The sequence below is a fragment of the Pseudomonas sp. CCNWLW23 genome, from assembly GCF_037095675.1.
Classification (GTDB): Bacteria; Pseudomonadota; Gammaproteobacteria; order Pseudomonadales; family Pseudomonadaceae; genus Aquipseudomonas; species Aquipseudomonas atacamensis.
Window position 1 is genome coordinate 101,431 of the sequence record NZ_JBAWKM010000008.1, and the last position, 15,892, is coordinate 117,322.

Here is a 15,892-nt window from a genome sequence, read left to right on the forward strand (position 1 = left end):
CGTTCGCCTTGAGACTGTAGAGAGAAGCCCTCGAGGGCGGCCCCGGTTCCGGCGGCCCCTTCGGGACTTCAGAAATCGATCAAGACGGCTTGCCGACTGACCTGCGGATTTGAGTGACAAACCATGCCAAAACGTACAGACATTAAAAGCATCCTGATTCTCGGCGCTGGCCCGATCGTGATCGGCCAGGCCTGCGAATTCGACTACTCCGGCGCCCAGGCCTGCAAGGCCCTGCGCGAAGAGGGTTACCGCGTCATCCTGGTGAACTCCAACCCGGCCACCATCATGACCGACCCGGACATGGCCGACGCCACCTACATCGAACCGATCAAGTGGCAGACCGTGGCCAAGATCATCGAAAAAGAGCGTCCGGACGCCGTGCTGCCAACCATGGGTGGCCAGACCGCTCTGAACTGCGCTTTGGACCTGGAGCGCGAAGGCGTTCTGGAGAAGTTCGGCGTAGAGATGATCGGTGCCAATGCCGACACCATCGACAAGGCTGAAGACCGTTCGCGTTTCGACAAGGCGATGAAATCCATCGGCCTGGCCTGCCCGCGTTCCGGCATCGCCCACAGCATGGAAGAAGCCAACGCGGTCCTCGAAACTCTCGGTTTCCCGTGCATCATCCGTCCGTCCTTCACCATGGGCGGCACCGGTGGCGGTATCGCTTACAACCGTGAAGAGTTCGAAGAAATCTGCGCCCGTGGTCTGGACCTGTCGCCGACCAAAGAGCTGCTGATCGACGAATCGCTGATCGGCTGGAAAGAATATGAAATGGAAGTTGTCCGCGACAAAAAGGACAACTGCATCATCGTCTGCTCGATCGAAAACTTCGACCCGATGGGCGTGCACACCGGTGACTCGATCACCGTAGCTCCTGCGCAAACCCTGACCGACAAGGAATACCAGATCCTGCGTAACGCCTCGCTGGCGGTACTGCGCGAGATCGGCGTCGAGACCGGCGGTTCGAACGTGCAGTTCGGTATCTGCCCGAACACTGGCCGCATGGTCGTGATCGAAATGAACCCGCGTGTATCGCGTTCCTCGGCACTGGCTTCGAAAGCCACCGGTTTCCCGATCGCCAAGGTCGCGGCCAAACTGGCTGTGGGTTACACCCTCGACGAGCTGTCGAACGACATCACCGGCGGCAAGACCCCGGCGTCCTTCGAACCGTCGATCGACTACGTCGTCACCAAGCTGCCACGCTTCGCCTTCGAGAAATTCGCCAAGGCTGACGCACGCCTGACCACGCAAATGAAGTCGGTCGGCGAAGTCATGGCCATCGGCCGGACCTTCCAGGAATCCCTGCAGAAAGCCCTGCGCGGTCTGGAAGTGGGCGTTTGCGGTCTGGACGAGAAGCTCGATCTGAGCAACCCGGACAGCATGAGCGTGCTCAAGCGCGAACTGACCGTGCCGGGCGCCGAGCGTATCTGGTACGTGGCTGACGCCTTCCGCGCCGGCCTGTCGGTCGAAGACATCTTCGGCATGAACATGATCGACCCGTGGTTCCTGGTGCAGATCGAAGACCTGATCAAGGACGAAGAGAAGGTCAAGACCCTCGGTCTGTCCTCGATCGACCGCGACCTGATGTTCAAGCTCAAGCGCAAAGGCTTCTCCGATCAGCGTCTGGCCAAGCTGCTGGGCGTCACCGAGAAAAACCTGCGTACGCACCGTCAGAAGCTGGAAGTGTTCCCGGTCTACAAGCGCGTTGACACCTGCGCCGCCGAGTTCGCTACCGACACCGCTTACCTGTACTCGACCTACGAGGAAGAGTGCGAAGCAGCGCCGTCGGGTCGCGACAAGATCATGATCCTGGGTGGCGGTCCGAACCGTATTGGCCAGGGCATCGAGTTCGACTACTGCTGCGTTCACGCTGCGCTCGCCCTGCGCGAAGACGGCTACGAAACCATCATGGTCAACTGCAACCCGGAAACCGTTTCCACCGACTACGACACTTCCGACCGTCTGTACTTCGAGCCGGTAACCCTGGAAGACGTGCTGGAAATCTGCCGCGTCGAGAAGCCGAAAGGCGTGATCGTCCAGTACGGCGGCCAGACTCCGCTGAAACTGGCTCGTGCTCTGGAAGCCGCTGGCGTGCCGATCATCGGCACCAGCCCTGACGCCATCGACCGCGCCGAAGACCGCGAGCGCTTCCAGCAAATGGTCGAGCGCTTGAACCTGCGTCAGCCGCCAAACGCCACTGTGCGTAGCGAAGATGAAGCTGTTCGCGCTGCGGCGAAGATCGGTTATCCGCTGGTGGTGCGCCCGTCCTACGTGTTGGGCGGCCGTGCCATGGAAATCGTATACAAAGAAGACGAACTCAAGCGCTATCTGCGTGACGCGGTGCAAGTGTCCAACGACAGCCCGGTGCTGCTCGACCACTTCCTCAACTGCGCCATCGAAATGGACGTGGATGCGGTCTGCGACGGCAAAGACGTGGTGATCGGCGCGATCATGCAGCACATCGAACAGGCGGGCGTTCACTCCGGTGACTCTGCGTGCTCGCTGCCGCCGTACTCGCTGCCGGCGCACATCCAGGACGAGATGCGCGAACAGGTCAAGAAAATGGCTCTGGAATTGGGCGTTGTCGGCCTGATGAACGTGCAGCTGGCTTTGCAGGGCGAAGACATCTACGTCATCGAAGTCAACCCCCGCGCCTCGCGTACCGTGCCGTTCGTTTCCAAGTGCATCGGTGTTTCCCTGGCCATGATCGCTGCGCGCGTGATGGCCGGTAAGACCCTGAAGGAAATCGGCTTCACCAAAGAAATCATCCCGAACTTCTACAGCGTTAAAGAAGCGGTGTTCCCGTTCGCCAAGTTCCCTGGCGTTGACCCGATCCTCGGCCCAGAGATGAAGTCGACCGGTGAAGTGATGGGTGTCGGCGATACCTTCGGCGAAGCATTCGCCAAGGCGCAGATGGGTGCCAGCGAAGTGCTGCCGACCGGCGGTACCGCGTTCATCAGCGTGCGCGATGACGACAAGCCACTGGTTGCAGGCGTGGCCCGTGATCTGATCAACTTGGGCTTCGAAGTGGTCGCCACTGCCGGCACTGCCAAGCTGATCGAAGCCGCAGGCCTGAAAGTGCGCCGCGTGAACAAGGTGACCGAGGGTCGTCCGCACGTGGTCGACATGATCAAGAATGACGAAGTCACGCTGATCATCAACACCACCGAAGGTCGTCAATCGATCGCCGATTCGTACTCCATTCGTCGCAATGCCCTGCAGCACAAGATCTACTGCACCACCACTATCGCTGCGGGCGAAGCGATCTGCGAAGCGCTGAAGTTCGGTCCGGAAAAGACCGTGCGCCGCTTGCAGGATCTACACGCAGGATTGAAGGCATGAGCATAACCAAGTACCCAATGACTGTTCAGGGCGCTCGCGCCCTGGAAGAGGAGCATGCTCACCTGACCAAGGTCGTCCGTCCGAAGCTCAGCCAGGACATCGGTACGGCCCGCGAGTTGGGTGACTTGAAGGAAAACGCTGAATACCATGCTGCCCGCGAACAGCAAGGCATGGTCGAAGCGCGTATTCGTGACATCGAAGGCCGGATTCAGAATCAGGTCATCATCGATGTCACGACCATTCCTCACACCGGTAAAGTGATTTTCGGTACTACCGTCGAGATCGCCAACGTCGAGACTGATGAAAGCGTCACTTACCACATCGTGGGTGAGGATGAGGCTGACTTCAAACTCGGCAAGATCTCCGTCGGTTCGCCGCTGGCCCGCGCCTTGATTGGCAAGGAAGAGGGTGACGTCGTCGCCGTCAAAACGCCAAGCGGCGTGATCGAGTACGAGATTGTCGAAGTTCGTCACATCTGAAAGAAGGCGCCCGCTGCATGCGGGCGCCATGCTTTGGCAACTGACCCAGATGCTTTGGGTCGGTGGCCTATGGTTGATTCATATCGGTTTGCAGCCGGCGTTGGGCCAGATCGGCCTGGCGCCGCTGTTGATCGACGAAGTGGCCAGTGCATTCGAAGTGCTGGTGGTGGGGTTCGCCGCTCTGTGCGTGATCTTTCAGGCTTTGGTGCTGGTACAGGCCGAGGGCCTTGGCAGTCTATGGCGGGATTTTCGCGGGCAGGTGCTGTTGATGGCGTTGTACGCGTGCGCGATGTATGTCGCTGTGCGTGTCGGCTGGCCGGATGCGCAGCGCTGGCAGGTATTCAGTTATCTGGTGCTGGGATTTTCCGGGCTGGTGCTGGTCATGCAGCCGGTGCCGGGATGGAGTGGCAGGGTGCGCGAAGCACACCCTTGACCCTGCACATCACTTGAAGCGATGAACGTTCGACAGCTGCTTGTTGGCGCTGAAGTTCTTGCGGTAGACCAGAGCCATCTTGCCGATCACCTGAACCAGGTCCGCTTTGCCGACCTTGCACAGTTCGGCGATGTGCGCCAGGCGCGACTCGCGATCGAGGATATTGAGCTTGATCTTGATCAGCTCGTGATCGGCCAAGGCGCGTTCAAGTTCGGCTAAAACACCTTCAGTCAAACCGTTGTCCGCTACCGTCAACACTGGTTTGAGGTGGTGGCCGATGGATTTGTACTGTTTCTTCTGCTCTGGAGTGAGCGGCATAATCTGACCCTTTCGTCTGGATTCTGTAAAATGGCGGCCATTTTACCCGAGGGTTCGTGGATCCGCCCAACTAATCACGACCCTAATCATCGAGGTGCCCAATGGCGCGTTCCAAGACAAGCCTTGGTTGGCTGAAAAGACATGTCAACGATCCTTATGTGAAGCAGGCGCAGAAGGATGGCTACCGCTCGCGTGCAAGTTACAAACTTCTGGAGATCCAGGAAAAATACAAACTCATCCGTCCGGGCATGAGCGTGGTCGACCTCGGCGCGGCGCCGGGTGGCTGGTCCCAGGTGACCAGTCGGTTGATCGGCGGTCAGGGTCGTCTGATCGCTTCGGACATCCTGGAAATGGACAGCATTCCGGACGTGCATTTTATCCAGGGCGACTTCACGGAGGACTCGGTGCTCGCTGAAATCCTGGAGGCCGTGGGTAATTCGCAGGTGGACCTTGTGATTTCCGATATGGCCCCCAATATGAGTGGTACGCCCGAAGTGGACATGCCCAAGGCCATGTTCCTCTGTGAGCTGGCGCTGGACCTGGCGGAACGGATCCTCAAGCCCGGTGGCAATTTCGTCATCAAGATTTTTCAGGGCGAAGGGTTTGACGTTTATCTGAAGGATGCTCGGAAGAAATTCGACAAGATCCAGATGATCAAGCCAGACTCTTCCCGTGGCAGCTCCCGTGAGCAGTACATGCTGGCCTGGGGTTATCGCGGCGGTGATGCGTAAAACAAGGTTTTTCGGCGGGGCGATAGGTTTTTCATATTTCGCTCTGCGGGCATAAGCGAATATTGTGTAGAAAGTGTTTCACAAAGGGTTACAGACGGCGCCTGCCAGAGTTGTAGGTAATGTAGTAAGTTAGGCCGGTGAATATCATGCGAAGCGCGCGCCAGTAGCGGAGCTTGCTTCAGAGGGTAGTTAATTGAACGATATGGCAAAGAATCTGATCCTGTGGTTGATCATCGCGGCAGTCCTGGTGACGGTGATGAACAACTTCTCCAGCCCTAACGAGCCGCAGACCCTCAACTATTCCGACTTCATCCAGCAGGTCAAGGATGGCAAGGTCGAGCGCGTAGCCGTTGACGGCTATGTGATTACCGGCAAGCGCACCGATGGCGACAGCTTCAAGACCATTCGTCCGGCAATTCAGGATAATGGCCTGATCGGCGATCTGGTCGACAATCATGTTGTGGTTGAAGGCAAGCAGCCTGAACAGCAAAGCATCTGGACTCAGCTCCTGGTGGCCAGCTTCCCGATCCTGGTGATCATCGCGGTGTTCATGTTCTTCATGCGCCAGATGCAGGGCGGCGCCGGTGGCAAGGGCGGGCCGATGAGCTTCGGCAAGAGCAAGGCACGCCTGCTCTCCGAAGATCAGGTGAAAACCACTTTGGCTGACGTTGCCGGTTGCGACGAAGCCAAGGAAGAAGTCGGCGAGCTGGTCGAGTTCCTGCGTGATCCGGGCAAATTCCAGCGTCTGGGCGGGCGTATCCCGCGCGGCGTGCTGATGGTCGGCCCGCCGGGTACCGGTAAAACCTTGCTGGCCAAGGCGATTGCCGGCGAAGCGAAAGTGCCGTTCTTCACCATTTCCGGTTCCGACTTTGTCGAAATGTTCGTCGGTGTCGGCGCGAGCCGCGTCCGCGACATGTTCGAGCAGGCCAAGAAGCACGCCCCTTGCATCATCTTCATCGACGAAATCGATGCCGTAGGTCGCCATCGTGGCGCCGGCATGGGTGGCGGTCATGACGAGCGTGAGCAGACTCTCAACCAGTTGCTGGTAGAGATGGACGGCTTTGAAATGAATGACGGCATCATTGTTATTGCTGCGACCAACCGTCCGGACGTACTCGACCCTGCGCTGCTGCGTCCGGGCCGTTTCGACCGTCAGGTGGTCGTCGGCTTGCCGGATATTCGTGGTCGCGAGCAGATTCTGAAAGTGCACATGCGTAAAGTGCCAATGGGCGACGACGTTGCTCCGGCAGTGATCGCACGTGGTACTCCTGGCTTCTCGGGTGCTGACCTGGCCAACCTGGTCAACGAAGCGTCGTTGTTCGCTGCTCGTAGCGGCAAACGCATCGTCGAGATGAAAGAGTTCGAACTGGCGAAAGACAAGATCATGATGGGCGCCGAGCGCAAATCCATGGTCATGTCCGAGAAAGAAAAGCAGAATACTGCTTACCACGAAGCCGGCCACGCCATCGTTGGTCGCGTCGTGCCTGAGCATGATCCGGTCTACAAGGTGTCGATCATCCCGCGCGGTCGTGCGCTGGGTGTGACCATGTTCCTCCCGGAAGAAGATCGTTACAGCCTGTCCAAACGTGCGCTGATCAGCCAGATCTGCTCGTTGTACGGTGGCCGTATCGCAGAAGAAATGACCCTGGGCTTTGACGGTGTAACCACCGGTGCGTCCAACGACATCATGCGTGCAAGTCAGATTGCCCGGAACATGGTGACGAAATGGGGCCTGTCGGAAAAACTCGGTCCGCTGATGTATGCCGAAGAAGAGGGCGAAGTGTTCCTCGGTCGCGGCGGTGGCGGCCAGGCTGCCAGCTTCTCCGGTGAGACCGCCAAGCTGATCGACTCCGAAGTGCGCAGCATCATCGATCAGTGCTACGGCACGGCCAAGCAGATCCTCACGGATAACCGTGACAAACTGGATGCCATGGCTGATGCGCTGATGAAGTACGAAACCATCGATGCCGAGCAGATTGACGACATCATGGCCGGCCGCACACCTCGCGAACCTCGCGACTGGTCGGGTGGCACCGGTACGCCTCCGCCGCCTGTCGTGCAGGACGAGCGTCCGGAAAAACCGATTGGCGGTCCGGCTGCTGACGTTTAAGGCTTGAAATGACTTCTGTACAGTCCCTAACCCGGTTGCCTTGCGGCAACCGGGTTCTTGATTTGGCCCAGACGCATGTCATGGGCATTCTCAATGTCACTCCTGATTCTTTCTCCGATGGTGGTCGCTATAGCCAGCTCGATGCGGCTTTGCGCCACGCCGAAGCGATGGTGTTGGCTGGCGCGACGCTGATCGATGTCGGCGGCGAATCGACCCGGCCGGGTGCGCGAGCGGTCTCTCCTCTGGAGGAACTTGAGCGCGTCGCGCCGATTGTCGAGCTGATCAATCGCGAGCTGGATGTGATCATCTCGGTCGATACTTCCACCCCGGCAGTCATGCGCGAAACCGCACGGCTCGGTGCCGGCCTGATCAATGATGTGCGTTCGTTGCGTCGCGATGGTGCGCTGGATGCGGCGGCGGCGACAGGGTTGCCGGTCTGTCTCATGCATATGCTCGGCGAACCGGGGGATATGCAGGACAATCCGCGGTATCAGGATGTCACTCGCGAGGTCGGTGAGTTTCTCGCCGAACGCATGGACCAGTGCGCGCAGGCGGGCATTCCTGCCGAGCGGATCATTCTCGATCCCGGCTTCGGCTTCGCCAAAACCCTGCAGCACAATCTAAGCTTGTTCAAGCACATGGAGGCCCTGCATGCGCTGGGTCGACCTTTGCTGGTAGGTGTTTCGCGCAAGAGTATGATTGGCCACGCTTTGAATCGTCCCGTGGGCGAACGTCTGCATGGCGGCCTGGCGCTGGCAGCGCTGGCGTCGGTCAAGGGCGCGCGGATATTGCGTGTCCACGATGTGCCGGAAACTGTCGATGTAGTGCGAATGATCGCGGCCGTAGAATCAGCCGAATAAGAATGATGGAGCACTTATGAGCAAGAAATATTTTGGTACCGACGGCATTCGCGGTCGCGTAGGTGAATACCCGATCACACCTGACTTCATGCTCAAGCTCGGCTGGGCGGCTGGCATGGCTTTCCGCAAGATGGGTGCCTGCAAGGTGCTGGTCGGCAAGGACACGCGGATCTCCGGCTATATGTTCGAATCGGCACTGGAGGCGGGCCTGACCTCGGCGGGTGCCGATGTGATGCTGCTCGGCCCGATGCCGACACCTGCCATCGCCTATCTGTCGCGCACTTTCCAGGCAGAGGCCGGGATCGTGATCAGTGCATCGCACAACCCGCATGATGACAACGGCATCAAGTTCTTCTCCGGCAAAGGCACCAAGCTGCCGGATGAATTGGAATTGATGATCGAAGAGTTGCTCGATACGCCGATGACCGTCGTCGAGTCGAGCAAGATCGGCAAAGTCTCGCGAATCAATGACGCATCGGGTCGCTACATCGAGTTCTGCAAAAGCAGTGTGCCTACCGGGACCAGTTTCGCCGGTCTGAAAATCGTCATCGATTGTGCGCACGGTGCCACTTATAAGGTTGCACCGAGCGTCTTCCGTGAGCTGGGTGCCGAAGTCGTCGTGCTGTCTGCTCAGCCGAACGGGCTGAACATCAACGATAACTGCGGTTCCACGCATATGGGGCCGTTGCAGGCCGCCGTTCTGGCTGAACATGCGGACCTGGGTATCGCCTTCGATGGTGATGGTGATCGGGTATTGATGGTCGATCACACCGGCACCATCGTTGATGGTGACGACCTGCTGTTCATCATTGCTCGCGATCTGCATGAGCGTGGCAAGTTGCAGGGTGGCGTCGTCGGTACATTGATGAGCAATCTTGGTCTCGAGCTGGCCTTGGCGGATCTGTCGATCCCGTTCGTTCGCGCCAATGTCGGTGACCGCTACGTGATTGCCGAGCTGCAAGAGCGCAACTGGCTCGTTGGCGGGGAAAACTCCGGGCATGTGGTCTGCTTCAACCACACCACCACGGGCGATGCGATCATCGCGGCTCTGCAGGTGTTGATGGCTCTGAAATCCCGCAACGAAGGTTTGGCGCAAACGCGGCAGGCTTTGCGCAAGTGCCCTCAGGTGCTGATCAACGTTCGCTTTGGCGGCGGTGAAAGCCCGCTGGAGCATCCGGCTGTCAAGGAAGCCAGTGCCCGTGTCACTCAGGCGATGGCGGGGCGCGGTCGCGTGCTTCTGCGCAAGTCCGGCACAGAGCCTCTGGTGCGCGTAATGGTCGAAGGCGAGGACGAAAACCAGGTTCGCGGCTATGCCGAAGAGCTGGCAAAACTGGTAACCGAAGTTTCTGCCTGATACGGCTTGCAAGCCATGATTGTGTTGGGTAACATCTGCGCCCACTTTGACCGACGAGGTACAGCATGCGTCGCCCTATGGTAGCTGGTAACTGGAAGATGCACGGTACCCGCGCCAGCGTCGCTGAGCTGATCAACGGCCTTCGTCATCTGGCCTTGCCAAGCGGTGTTGATGTCGCGGTGTTCCCGCCTTGCTTGTATATCAATCAAGTGATTGATGGCTTGAAAGGCAAGTCGATTTCGGTCGGCGCGCAGAATTCTGCGGTGGAAGCCATGCAAGGTGCGTTGACTGGTGAGATTGCTCCCAGCCAACTGGTGGATGCAGGTTGTTCCCTGGTGCTTGTCGGGCACTCCGAACGCCGCCAGATTATGGGCGAGCGAGACGGGATGCTGAATCGCAAGTTCGCAGCGGCACAGGCATGTGGCTTGACTCCGGTGTTGTGTGTAGGGGAAACCCTCGAGCAGCGCGAAGCCGGAAAAACTCTTGAAGTTGTCGGGCGTCAGCTGGGCAGCATCATCGAGGAGCTGGGTGTTGGTGCCTTTGCCAAGGCAGTGATTGCATACGAGCCGGTCTGGGCCATTGGTACTGGGCTGACTGCAACGCCGCAACAGGCTCAGGATGTGCATAAAGCCATTCGCGAGCAGTTGGCGGCAGAGAATTCTGAAGTCGCACGAGGTGTGCGGCTTCTATACGGCGGCAGCGTGAAGGCGGCCAATGCGGTCGAACTGTTCGGCATGCCGGATATCGATGGGGGGCTCATTGGTGGAGCTTCCCTGAATGCAGATGAGTTCGGTGCGATCTGTCGCGCCGCGGGAAACTGAAAAAATGCTGGAAACAGTCGTAGTCGTTTTTCATCTGCTGGGTGCATTGGGCGTAGTTGCTCTGGTTTTGCTGCAGCAGGGTAAGGGTGCGGACGCTGGCGCGTCTTTCGGAGCAGGTGCTTCAAATACTGTGTTCGGAAGCCAAGGTTCCTCTACCTTTCTTAGTAAGTTTACTGCTATACTTGCCGCCGGTTTCTTCATAACCAGCTTGGGGTTAGGTTACTTTGCTAAAGAGAAAGCTCATCAGCTGACTCAAGCAGGTCTTCCAGATCCAGCAGTGTTGGAAGTACCTAAGCAACAACCGGCTTCTGATGATGTCCCGGTGCTTCAAGAGCAAAAGTCGGCTACTCCAGCGACTGACGTGCCTCCAGCTCAAGAGCAGAAGTAAGAAGAGTTCCAAGCGTAGTATCGCCGAGGTGGTGGAATTGGTAGACACGCAACCTTGAGGTGGTTGTGCCCATAGGGTGTAGGGGTTCGAGTCCCCTTCTCGGTACCAATTAGTCAGGAGAGCCCGCTGTTGCGGGCTTTCTTGCAGGTGGAAGGTTACATTGACCCTAAAAGGGATCGGTCGTATACTTCCGCCCCAGCTTTGTCGCGGGGTGGAGCAGTCTGGTAGCTCGTCGGGCTCATAACCCGAAGGTCGTCGGTTCAAATCCGGCCCCCGCAACCAGTTTAAGGAGCCCCTTTTAAGGGGCTTTTTGTTAGCTGGATACTTTCAACGCCGCTGTTCGACGGCGTTTCAAGGATGGGCGTTATGCCCATTTTTTTATTTTGCAAAGCATGCACATATCATGCACTAGGGGGTTCAGGTGTCGAGCAAGCTAGAAGAGTTGCAGGCCTTGCTGGCCCCGGTGGTCGTGGCCCTGGGCTATGAATGCTGGGGTATCGAGTTTTCGGCTCAGGGTCGTCACTCGATGTTGCGCGTTTATATCGATAAAGAGGGTGGCGTGCTGGTGGACGATTGCGCCATTGTCAGCCGTCAGATCAGCGGTGTTCTGGATGTTGAAGATCCTATCTCCGTTGAATACACCCTTGAAGTTTCCTCGCCTGGCATGGAGCGCCCGCTGTTCACTCTTGAGCAGTTTGCCCAATTTGCCGGTGAACAAGTGAAGATCAAGCTGCGCTCGCCTTTCGAAGGTCGACGCAATTTTCAGGGCCTTCTGCGCGGTGTAGAAGAGCAGGACGTCGTGGTGCAGGTAGAAGACCACGAGTTCCTGTTGCCGATCGATATGATCGACAAGGCCAACATTATTCCCAGTTTTGACTGAGACGCGGATCCCGCGGATCCAATGGCTTGCGAAAGGCGAGGCGTACGATGAGCAAAGAAGTACTGCTGGTTGTTGAGTCGGTATCCAATGAAAAGGGTGTACCGGCAAGCGTAATTTTTGAAGCGCTGGAGCTGGCTCTGGCCACTGCTACCAAAAAGCGTTTTGAAGACGAAGTGGACCTGCGTGTGGAAATCAACCGCCACACCGGTTCCTACGAAACCTTCCGTCGCTGGACGGTCGTCGAAGAGAATGATCTCGACGATCCGGCCATCGAGACCTGGCCAAGCAAGGTTGCCGAAACGCATCCTGGTGCCAAGGTCGGTGACGTCGTCGAAGAGAAAATCGAATCCATCGAATTCGGCCGCATCGCTGCACAGACTGCCAAGCAGGTCATCGTGCAGAAAGTTCGCGAAGCCGAGCGCGCTCAAGTGGTCGACGCCTATCGCGAGCGCCTGGGAGAAATCATCTCCGGCACCGTGAAAAAAGTCACCCGCGACAACGTGATCGTCGATCTGGGCAACAATGCTGAAGCGTTGCTGGCCCGTGAAGACATCATTTCTCGCGAAACCTTCCGTGTCGGCGTGCGTCTGCGTGCGCTGCTCAAGGAAATCCGCACCGAGAACCGCGGCCCGCAGCTGATCCTGTCGCGTACCGCGCCGGAAATGCTGATCGAGCTGTTCCGTATCGAAGTGCCGGAAATCGCCGAAGGCCTCATCGAGGTCATGGCCGCCTCCCGTGATCCGGGTTCGCGAGCCAAGATCGCCGTCCGCTCCAAGGACAAGCGCATCGACCCACAAGGTGCCTGCATCGGTATGCGCGGTTCGCGCGTCCAGGCGGTATCGGGTGAGTTGGGCGGTGAGCGTGTTGATATCGTGCTGTGGGACGACAACCCGGCCCAGTTCGTCATCAACGCCATGTCCCCGGCCGAGGTTGCGGCAATTATCGTTGACGAAGATGCCCATGCCATGGACATCGCCGTTGGCGCAGACAATCTGGCTCAGGCCATCGGTCGCGGTGGTCAGAACGTGCGTCTGGCCAGCCAGTTGACTGGCTGGACCCTGAACGTGATGACCGAATCGGACATCCAGGCTAAGCAGCAAGCAGAAACCGGCGACATCCTGCGCAACTTCATCGACGAACTGGAAGTCGACGAAGAACTGGCTCAGGTGCTGGTAGATGAAGGCTTCACCAGCCTGGAAGAGATTGCCTACGTACCGGTGGAGGAAATGCTCAACATCGACGGCTTTGACGAGGACATCGTCAACGAGCTTCGTGCTCGCGCCAAGGATCGCTTGTTGACCAAAGCCATCGCTACTGAGGAAAAGCTGGCAGACGCCCATCCGGCCGAAGACCTGCTCTCGCTTGAGGGTATGGACAAGGATTTGGCGATGGAACTGGCGGTGCGCGGCGTAATTACCCGCGAAGACCTGGCCGAGCAGTCTATTGACGACCTGCTCGACATCGACGGCATTGACGATGATCGTGCCGGCAAGTTGATCATGGCCGCCCGAGCCCACTGGTTCGAGTAATTAGGCGCGGCCTGAGGAGAGAAGTGCATGACGCAAGTCACGGTGAAACAACTGGCCGATGAGGTCAAAACACCGGTAGAGCGCCTGTTGCAGCAGATGCGTGAGGCAGGTCTGCCGCACACCGCCGCCGACGAAAATGTGACTGACAGTGAGAAGCAATCCCTGCTGACTCACTTGAAGAGCAGTCACAAGGCGAAAGTGGAAGAACCACGCAAGATCACGCTGCAGCGTAAAACCACCAGCACCCTGCGTGTGGCTGGTAGCAAGAGCATCAGCGTTGAAGTTCGCAAGAAGAAAGTTTTCGTACAGCGCAGCCCGGAAGAAATCGAAGCCGAGCGCAAGCGTGAACTGGATGAGCGTCGCGCAGTAGAAAATGCTGCCCGTCAGAAGGCTGAAGAAGAAGCCAAGCAACGCGCCGAAGAAGAAGCGCGTCGCCAGCCTGCTGCTGCGCAAACCGCTGCCAGCGACGCCGTTGCGGCGCCGGCTGCCGCTGCCGAACCTGTTCGCGAAAGCGCACCGGTGGCTGCTGCTCCTGCGCCATCGGCTGACGTTCGCAACAAGCAGAACGAACAGCGCCGTCCGGACAAACCACGCGCCGACGACAACAATCGTCGCAGCGGTGGTGGTGATGGCGAGCGCAAAAACGCTCCGCATCGCGCATCGGTCAAAGAAAAAGCCCCGGCGCCACGTGTGGCGCCACGCACTACCGACGAAGAAAGCGATGGCTTCCGTCGTGGTGGTCGCGGCAAGGCCAAGCTGAAGAAGCGCAACGCCCACGGTTTCCAGAGCCCGACCGGCCCTGTCGTGCGTGACGTGCAGATCGGCGAGACCATCACGGTTGGCGATCTGGCCAACCAGATGTCGGTCAAAGCGGCTGAAATCATCAAGTTCATGTTCAAACTGGGTACTCCAGCGACCATCAACCAGGTGCTTGATCAGGAAACTGCTCAACTGGTAGCCGAAGAACTGGGCCACAAAGTGACCCTGGTCAGCGACACCGCTCTGGAAGATTCCCTGGCCGAGTCCCTGAAGTTTGAAGGTGAGTCGTTCTCCCGTGCACCAGTCGTGACCGTAATGGGCCACGTTGACCACGGTAAGACTTCCCTGCTCGACTACATCCGTCGTGCCAAGGTAGCTGCTGGCGAAGCCGGCGGTATCACCCAGCACATCGGTGCATACCACGTTGAGACTGATCGCGGCATGGTCACTTTCCTCGATACCCCGGGTCACGCTGCGTTTACCGCAATGCGTGCCCGTGGTGCCAAGGCGACCGACATCGTGATCCTCGTGGTTGCAGCGGACGACGGTGTGATGCCGCAAACCATCGAAGCGGTTCAGCATGCGCAGGCAGCTGGCGTGCCGCTGGTGGTAGCAGTGAACAAGATCGACAAGCCGGGCGCCGATCTCGATCGCATCCGCAGCGAGCTGTCGGTTCACGGCGTGACTTCCGAAGACTGGGGTGGCGACACACCATTCGTTCCGGTTTCGGCGAAGATGGGTACTGGCGTGGACGAGCTGCTTGAAGCCGTTCTGCTGCAGGCCGAAGTTCTCGAACTGAAAGCTACTCCGTCGGCTCCTGGCCGTGGTGTGGTGGTTGAATCGCGTCTCGACAAGGGTCGTGGCCCAGTGGCAACCGTGCTGGTTCAGGACGGTACGCTGCGTCAAGGCGACATGGTCCTGGTCGGTTCGAACTACGGCCGTGTACGTGCCATGCTCGACGAGAACGGCAAGCCAATCAAGGAAGCCGGTCCATCCATCCCTGTCGAGATCCTCGGCCTGGACGGTACCCCGGACGCTGGCGACGAGATGAGCGTGGTTGCCGACGAGAAGAAAGCCCGTGAAGTGGCTCTGTTTCGTCAAGGCAAGTTCCGCGAAGTCAAACTGGCTCGCGCTCACGCCGGCAAGCTGGAAAACATCTTCGAAAACATGGGTCAGGCCGAGAAGAAGACGCTCAACATCGTCCTCAAATCCGACGTCCGTGGTTCGCTGGAAGCGTTGAACGGTGCCTTGAATGGCCTGGGCAACGACGAAGTACAAGTGCGCGTCGTGGGTGGCGGTGTCGGTGGTATCACCGAATCCGACGCCAACCTGGCACTGGCTTCCAACGCTGTACTGTTCGGCTTCAACGTGCGTGCCGATGCCGGCGCTCGCAAGATCGTCGAGCAGGAAGGTCTGGATATGCGTTACTACAACGTGATCTACGACATCATCGAAGACGTCAAGAAAGCCCTGACCGGCATGCTCGGCAGCGATGTTCGCGAGAACATCCTGGGTGTGGCCGAAGTGCGTGACGTGTTCCGTTCGCCGAAGTTTGGCGCGATCGCCGGTTGCATGGTGATCGAAGGTGTCGTGCACCGTAACCGTCCGATCCGTGTACTGCGTGAAGACATCGTTATCTTCGAAGGCGAGCTGGAATCCCTGCGCCGCTTCAAGGATGACGCTTCCGAAGTGCGTGCCGGCATGGAATGCGGTATCGGCGTGAAGAGCTACAACGACGTCAAAGTCGGCGACAAGATCGAAGTCTTCGAGAAGGTTCAGGTTGCTCGCAGCCTCTGACTCGCGCACTTCAAGGGCCACGATGGGCCGTAGCATGCAAATGCACGGCACAGCGTCCGGACTCTAAACGCAACGCCCGGTCTGGCTT

General features: G+C 58.5%; 13 protein-coding genes and 2 tRNA genes. 14 read left to right on the plus strand and 1 reads right to left on the minus strand.

The genetic code is table 11. From position 1 onward, the window contains the following. Positions 1-123 precede the first annotated feature (123 nt). Genes carB through V8J63_RS12715 form a run of 3 tightly spaced genes read left to right on the plus strand, consistent with a single transcriptional unit; the run spans position 124 to position 4,257 of the window. Positions 124-3,345 carry a carbamoyl-phosphate synthase large subunit gene (gene carB / locus V8J63_RS12705; RefSeq protein WP_016771764.1) on the plus strand — a complete coding sequence of 1,074 codons (3,222 nt, stop codon included), beginning with the start codon at positions 124-126 and terminating at the stop codon, positions 3,343-3,345. 2 nt (positions 3,346-3,347) lie between these two features. Further along, complete coding sequence (gene greA, locus V8J63_RS12710) at positions 3,348-3,824, plus strand: transcription elongation factor GreA (protein ID WP_038861135.1); 477 nt, start codon at positions 3,348-3,350, stop codon at positions 3,822-3,824. Positions 3,825-3,852: 28 nt separating this feature from the next. Further along, positions 3,853-4,257 (plus strand): hypothetical protein, encoded by a 405-nt coding sequence (locus V8J63_RS12715; RefSeq protein WP_016771762.1) that lies wholly within the window; start codon positions 3,853-3,855, stop codon positions 4,255-4,257. 9 nt (positions 4,258-4,266) lie between these two features. Here V8J63_RS12715 and V8J63_RS12720 read toward each other — a convergent pair whose 3' ends face one another. Further along, positions 4,267-4,575, minus strand: coding sequence for a YhbY family RNA-binding protein (locus V8J63_RS12720; RefSeq protein WP_016771761.1), 309 nt, complete (start codon positions 4,573-4,575; stop codon positions 4,267-4,269). A 101-nt stretch (positions 4,576-4,676) separates the two neighbouring features. On the opposite strand from V8J63_RS12720, the gene rlmE reads away from it, so the two are divergent. The 11 genes from rlmE (at position 4,677) to infB (ending at position 15,804) form a co-directional block, all read left to right on the plus strand. Beyond that, positions 4,677-5,306 (plus strand): 23S rRNA (uridine(2552)-2'-O)-methyltransferase RlmE, encoded by a 630-nt coding sequence (gene rlmE, locus V8J63_RS12725; protein WP_016771760.1) that lies wholly within the window; start codon positions 4,677-4,679, stop codon positions 5,304-5,306. A 202-nt stretch (positions 5,307-5,508) separates the two neighbouring features. Further along, positions 5,509-7,416, plus strand: coding sequence for an ATP-dependent zinc metalloprotease FtsH (gene ftsH / locus V8J63_RS12730; RefSeq protein ID WP_016771759.1), 1,908 nt, complete (start codon positions 5,509-5,511; stop codon positions 7,414-7,416). A gap of 8 nt (positions 7,417-7,424) precedes the next feature. Continuing rightward, positions 7,425-8,276 carry a dihydropteroate synthase gene (folP, locus tag V8J63_RS12735; protein ID WP_206421067.1) on the plus strand — a complete coding sequence of 284 codons (852 nt, stop codon included), beginning with the start codon at positions 7,425-7,427 and terminating at the stop codon, positions 8,274-8,276. Positions 8,277-8,292: 16 nt separating this feature from the next. Beyond that, complete coding sequence (glmM, locus tag V8J63_RS12740; RefSeq protein WP_130887754.1) at positions 8,293-9,630, plus strand: phosphoglucosamine mutase; 1,338 nt, start codon at positions 8,293-8,295, stop codon at positions 9,628-9,630. Positions 9,631-9,695: 65 nt separating this feature from the next. Then, positions 9,696-10,451, plus strand: a complete 756-nt coding sequence (tpiA, locus tag V8J63_RS12745) for a triose-phosphate isomerase (protein ID WP_056782873.1) — start codon at positions 9,696-9,698, stop codon at positions 10,449-10,451. Between the two features lie 4 nt (positions 10,452-10,455). After that, complete coding sequence (gene secG / locus V8J63_RS12750; protein ID WP_016771756.1) at positions 10,456-10,839, plus strand: preprotein translocase subunit SecG; 384 nt, start codon at positions 10,456-10,458, stop codon at positions 10,837-10,839. Between the two features lie 22 nt (positions 10,840-10,861). After that, positions 10,862-10,947 (plus strand) — tRNA-Leu (locus V8J63_RS12755). Between the two features lie 97 nt (positions 10,948-11,044). Next, positions 11,045-11,121 (plus strand) — tRNA-Met (locus V8J63_RS12760). Positions 11,122-11,260: 139 nt separating this feature from the next. Then, the gene (gene rimP / locus V8J63_RS12765; RefSeq protein WP_125927170.1) at positions 11,261-11,719 is read left to right on the plus strand and encodes a ribosome maturation factor RimP; all 459 of its coding nucleotides are present in this window, start codon (positions 11,261-11,263) and stop codon (positions 11,717-11,719) included. 47 nt (positions 11,720-11,766) lie between these two features. Next, positions 11,767-13,248, plus strand: coding sequence for a transcription termination factor NusA (gene nusA, locus V8J63_RS12770; protein WP_024011569.1), 1,482 nt, complete (start codon positions 11,767-11,769; stop codon positions 13,246-13,248). Between the two features lie 27 nt (positions 13,249-13,275). Beyond that, a complete protein-coding gene (gene infB / locus V8J63_RS12775) occupies positions 13,276-15,804 on the plus strand; it encodes a translation initiation factor IF-2 (RefSeq protein ID WP_024011570.1) in 2,529 nt (842 codons plus the stop codon). Positions 15,805-15,892: the final 88 nt, after the last annotated feature.